At 67.2% G+C, this 5,738-nt stretch carries 4 protein-coding genes and 1 pseudogene; all 5 read left to right on the top strand.

What is annotated here, in order from left to right; all coding sequences use genetic code 11:
• The coding region (gene infB / locus AC1D12_RS22750) for a translation initiation factor IF-2 (protein ID WP_477843029.1) at positions 1 to 2,327 on the top strand (2,327 nt) is incomplete at its 5' end.
• Between the two features lie 94 nt (positions 2,328 to 2,421).
• Positions 2,422 to 2,787, top strand: coding sequence for a 30S ribosome-binding factor RbfA (gene rbfA / locus AC1D12_RS22745; RefSeq protein ID WP_047512900.1), 366 nt, complete (start codon positions 2,422 to 2,424; stop codon positions 2,785 to 2,787).
• A 3-nt stretch (positions 2,788 to 2,790) separates the two neighbouring features.
• The gene (truB, locus tag AC1D12_RS22740; RefSeq protein ID WP_477843027.1) at positions 2,791 to 3,738 is read left to right on the top strand and encodes a tRNA pseudouridine(55) synthase TruB; all 948 of its coding nucleotides are present in this window, start codon (positions 2,791 to 2,793) and stop codon (positions 3,736 to 3,738) included.
• A 16-nt stretch (positions 3,739 to 3,754) separates the two neighbouring features.
• Positions 3,755 to 5,569 carry a translational GTPase TypA gene (gene typA / locus AC1D12_RS22735; RefSeq protein ID WP_477843025.1) on the top strand — a complete coding sequence of 605 codons (1,815 nt, stop codon included), beginning with the start codon at positions 3,755 to 3,757 and terminating at the stop codon, positions 5,567 to 5,569.
• A gap of 1 nt (position 5,570) precedes the next feature.
• Positions 5,571 to 5,738 (top strand): annotated as a pseudogene (locus AC1D12_RS22730) (permease); the annotation flags it as partial.

Here is a 5,738-nt window from a genome sequence, read left to right as displayed (position 1 = left end):
CGCCTGCCCCGGCCGCGAAGGCCGCGGCGAGCGCTGCCAAGGCTGCTCCGGCACCCACGGCGGCACCCGTCGTTGCTGCCGCCCCCGTGGCCCCGGTCGAGCCCCCGAAGCCCGCACTGCGCGTGATCAAGGCCGCCGACGTCGTCGACGAAGAGAAGCAGCGCGCCGCCGACCTGGCCAAGCGCCGCAAGGCCGCCGAGGACGAAGCCGCCGCGATCCGCGCGATGATGAACGCGCCGAAGAAGGTGCTGACGGCCAAGAAGCCGGAAGAGCCGCCGAAGCCGGAAGCCGGCAAGGAAGGCATCAAGGGCACGATCCACAAGCCGGCCGCCGCGCCGGGCGCTGCGACCACCACGGCCGCCGCGAAGCCGGGCGACAAGCCGGGCGACAAGAAGTCCGTCAAGTCCGAGAAGCTGTCGTCGAGCTGGGCCGATGACGCCGCGAAGAAGCGCGCGCTGAAGACCCGCAACGATTCCGCGGCCCGTCCGGGCTGGCGTGCACCGCGTGGCGGCCGCCGTGGCGACCGCAACGACGGGCAGGGCAGCGGCTTCGTCGCGCCGCCCGAGCAGCAGATCCAGGAAGTGCACGTGCCGGAGACCATCAGCGTCGCCGACCTCGCGCACAAGATGTCGGTGAAGGCGTCCGAGGTCATCAAGCAGCTGATGAAGCTGGGCCAGATGGTCACCATCAACCAGCAGCTGGACCAGGAAACGGCCATGATCCTCGTCGAGGAAATGGGCCACAAGGCGTTCGCCGCGAAGCTGGACGACCCGGAAGCCTTCCTCGAGGATTCGGCGGCCGAGGCGGTGCACGAAGAACTGCCGCGTGCACCGGTTGTCACCGTCATGGGTCACGTCGACCATGGCAAGACCTCGCTGCTCGACTACATCCGCCGTGCCCGCGTTGCCGCGGGTGAAGCGGGTGGCATCACGCAGCACATCGGCGCCTATCACGTCGACACGCCGCGCGGCATGATCACCTTCCTGGACACCCCGGGTCACGCGGCCTTCACGGCGATGCGTGCACGCGGTGCCAAGGCGACCGACATCGTCATCCTGGTGGTGGCGGCCGACGACGGCGTGATGCCGCAGACCAAGGAAGCCATCGCGCACGCCAAGGCGGCCGGGGTGCCGATCGTGGTCGCGATGAACAAGATGGACAAGCCCGAGGCCAACGTCGAGCGCTTGAAGTCGGAGCTGGTGGCCGAGCAGGTCGTGCCGGAAGACTTCGGTGGCGATTCGCCGTTCGTGCCGGTGTCGGCCAAGACCGGGATGGGCATCGACCAGCTGCTCGAGCAAGTGCTGCTGCAGGCTGAGGTGCTGGAACTGAAGGCACCGAAGGACGCTCCGGCCAAGGGCCTGGTGATCGAAGCGCAACTCGACAAGGGCCGCGGCCCGGTCGCGACGGTGCTGGTGCAGTCGGGCACGCTGAAGCGCGGCGACGTGGTGCTGGCCGGATCGAGCTACGGCCGCGTGCGCGCCATGCTGGACGAGAACGGCAAGCCGGCGACCGAAGCCGGACCGTCGTTGCCGGTCGAGATCCAGGGCCTGACCGAAGTGCCGCAAGCCGGCGACGAGTTCATGGTGCTGGCCGACGAGCGCCGTGCACGCGAAATCGCGACCTTCCGCTCGGGCAAGTACCGCGACGTGAAGCTGGCCAAGCAGCAGGCCGCCAAGCTCGAGAACATGTTCGAGAACATGGGCCAGGGCGAAGCGCAGACGCTGGCGCTGATCATCAAGGCCGATGTGCAGGGTTCGCAGGAAGCGCTGGCCCAGTCGCTGCTCAAGCTGAGCACGGCCGAGGTCAAGGTGCAGATCGTGCACGCGGCGGTGGGCGGCATCAGCGAGAGCGACATCAACCTCGCGATCGCATCGAAGGCCGTCATCATCGGCTTCAACGTGCGTGCCGATGCCGGTGCGCGCAAGCTGGCCGAAGGCAACGGCGTCGACCTGCGCTACTACAACATCATCTACGACGCGGTCGACGACGTGAAGAAGGCGATGACCGGCATGCTGGCGCCGGAGCAGCGCGAAGAGGTGATCGGCACCGCAGAGATCCGCACGGTGTTCGTCGCTTCGAAGATCGGCACGGTGGCCGGCTCGATGGTCACCTCGGGTGTGGTGCGCCGCAACGCGCGCTTCCGCCTGCTGCGCGAGAACGTGGTGGTCTACACCGGCGAAGTCGAGTCGGTGCGCCGCCTGARGGACGACGTGCGCGAGGTCAAGGAAGGCTTCGAGTGCGGTATCAAGCTGAAGAACTACAACGACATCGCCGAGGGCGACCAGTTGGAGTTCTTCGAGGTGAAGGAAGTGGCACGAACGCTGTAAAGCGGAGTGGGTCTCTCCCCCAAACCCCGCCCTCCGAAAGACGGCGGGGTTTGTGTTTGAAAGAGCCCCGCCCGAACCAGCAGGAGCCTTGAACATGCGACACAAACGAGCCATCCCGAACCGCGGTTTCCGCATCGCCGACCAGATCCAGCGCGACCTGGCCGAGCTGATCCGCGACCTGAAGGATCCGCGCATCGGCATGGTGACGCTGCAGGCGGTGGAAGTCACGCCCGACTATGCGCACGCGAAGGTGTTCTTCTCGCTGCTGGTGGGCGATGTGAAGGAATGCGAGGAGGCCTTGAACGAGGCCGCCGGTTTCCTGCGCAACGGCCTCTTCAAGCGCCTGCAGATCCACACCGTGCCGACGCTGCATTTCCACTTCGACCGCACCACCGAGCGGGCGGCCGAATTGAGCGCGCTGATCCAGCAGGCCAATTCGACGCAGGCCAAGGAAGACTGACCGGTGCAAGCCACTCGCCCGCGCATCCCGCGGCGCGCCGTCCATGGCGTGCTGTTGCTCGACAAGCCGCTCGGCCTGTCGAGCAACGACGCCTTGCAGAAAGCCAAGCGCCTGTACCGCGCCGAGAAGGCCGGCCACACCGGCACGCTGGATCCGCTGGCGACCGGGCTGCTGCCGCTGTGCTTCGGCGCGGCCACCAAGTTCTCGCAGGTCAGCCTCGACGCCGACAAGACCTACCGCGCCACGCTGCAGCTGGGCACCACGACCACCACGGCCGATGCCGAGGGCGAGGTGCTGCTGCAGCGCGAGGTGAACGTGACGCGCGCGCAGCTGCAGGCGGCGATCGAGCGCTTCACCGGCCCGATCCGCCAGGTGCCGCCGATGCACTCGGCGCTGAAGCGCGACGGCAAGGCCTTGTACGAATACGCGCGCGCCGGCATCGAGGTCGAGCGCGAGGCGCGTGCGGTGACGATTCATCGCATTGCCATCGTCGAGGATGACACTGCCGGAGCCGACGGACGCTGGACGCTGGACGTGCGCTGCTCCAAGGGCACCTACATCCGCACGCTGGCAGAAGACATCGGCGAGGCGCTCGGCTGCGGTGCCCACCTGGCCGCGCTGCGCCGCACCGAGACCGGCGGGCTGACGCTCGGCCAGGCGCTCACGCTGGAGCAGCTGGCCGGGATGGACGAAGCGCAGCGCGAAGCCGCGCTGCTCGACGCCGATGCCTTGCTGGCCGACTGGCCGGTGGTGCGCCTCGGCGACGAAGATGCCGGACGTTTCCTGAGCGGCCTGCGCCGCCGCCTGCCGCTGGCAGACGCGGAGCAGGTCCGCGTGTACGGCCCCGACCCCCGTGCGTTCCTCGGCAGCGGCCGGGTCGACGCCGGAGAACTGATTTCGACGAGGCTCTTGAGCCCGGTGGAGGTGCAAGGCCTCCTGAAGACACCTTGAACGCAGAGAGCACGTCATGACCCGACAGATCCGCAACATCGCCATCATCGCCCACGTGGACCATGGCAAGACCACGCTGGTGGACCAGCTGCTTCGCCAGAGCGGCACCTTCCGCCAGAACGAGAAGGTCACCGAACGGGTGATGGACAGCAACGACCTCGAAAAGGAACGCGGCATCACCATCCTCGCGAAGAACTGCGCGGTGGAGTGGAAGGGCACGCACRTCAACATCGTCGACACCCCSGGSCACGCSGACTTCGGCGGYGARGTSGAGCGCGYGCTGTCSATGGTCGACRGCGTGSTGCTGCTSRTYGATGCGSWSGAAGGCCCSATGCCSCAGACSCGCTTCGTGACCAAGAAGGCGCTGGCSCTSGGCCTSAAGCCGATCGTCGTCGTCAACAAGGTCGACCGCCCCGGTTCGCGCATCGACTACGTGATCAACGCGACCTTCGAGCTGTTCGACAAGCTCGGCGCGACCGAAGAGCAGCTCGACTTCCCGGTGATCTACGCCTCGGGCCTGAACGGCTGGGCCACGCTCACCACCGGCGAGACCGGCACCGACCTGGCGCCGCTGTTCGATGCGATCCTGCAACACGTGCCGGCGCACGAGGGCGACCCGGCCGGCCCGCTGCAGCTGCAGATCTGCTCGCTGGATTACTCCACCTACGTCGGCCGCATCGGCATCGGCCGGGTCAACCAGGGCACGCTGAAGCCGATGCAGAACGTGGCCGTGTTCAGCGGCCCGGACAGCACGCCGTTCAACGCCCGCGTCAACCAGGTGCTGAAGTTCGAGGGCCTGGAGCGCCAGCAAGCCACTGAAGCCGGCCCCGGCGACATCGTGCTGATCAACGGCATCGAGGACATCGGCATCGGCGTCACGCTGACCAGCATCGAAGACCCGAAGCCGCTGCCGATGCTGAAGGTCGACGAGCCGACGCTGACGATGAATTTCTGCGTCAACAACTCGCCGCTGGCCGGCCGCGAAGGCAAATTCGTCACCAGCCGCCAGATCTGGGACCGCCTGCAGCGCGAGCTGCAGAGCAACGTGGCGCTGAAGGTCAAGGAAACCGACGAAGACGGCATCTTCGAGGTGTCGGGCCGCGGCGAACTGCACCTGACCATCCTGCTGGAAACCATGCGCCGCGAAGGCTACGAGCTGGCCGTCAGCAAGCCGCGCGTGGTGTTCAAGGAGGTCGACGGCGAGCGCCATGAGCCGATCGAGATGGTGACGGCCGACGTCGAAGACCAGCACCAGGGTGCCGTGATGCAGGCGATGGGCGAGCGCAAGGGCGAGCTCGTCAACATGGAGCCGGACGGCATGGGCCGCGTGCGCCTCGAGTACAAGATCCCGGCGCGCGGCCTGATCGGCTTCCAGAACGAGTTCCTGAACCTGACGCGCGGCACCGGCCTGATCAGCAACATCTTCGACGGCTACGAGGCCTACAAGGGCGAGATCGAAGGCCGCAAGAACGGCGTGCTGATCAGCCAGGACGACGGCGAGATCGTGACCTACGCGCTGGGCAAGCTGGACGACCGCGGCCGCATGTTCGTGAAGCCGGGCGACCCGGTGTATGAAGGCATGATCGTCGGCATCCACAGCCGCGACAACGACCTGATCGTCAACGCGGTGCGTGCGAAGCAGCTGACCAACTTCCGCGTGTSGGGCAAGGAAGACGCGATCAAGATCACGCCGCCGATCATCCTGACGCTGGAGTACGGCGTCGAGTTCATCGMSGACGACGAGCTGGTYGAGATCACGCCGAAGTCGATCCGCSTGCGCAAGCGCCACCTCAAGGAGCACGATCGCAAGCGTGCTTCCCGCAGCGAGTGACATGACCCATGGTCGGGCGGTGGCGGGCATGCTGCTCGTCACGCTGATGTGGAGCATCGCCGGCGTGGTGACGCGCCAGCTCGAATCGGCGCGCAGCTTCGAGGTGACGTTCTGGCGCAGCCTGGCCACCTGCGCGTGCCTGGGCGTGTACTACGCCTGGGCGCATGGC

This window comes from Rhizobacter sp. P1_G5, from assembly GCF_056405435.1.
The sequence above is the reverse complement of the archived record's forward strand: the minus strand, read 5'-3'. Positions and strand labels throughout refer to the sequence as shown.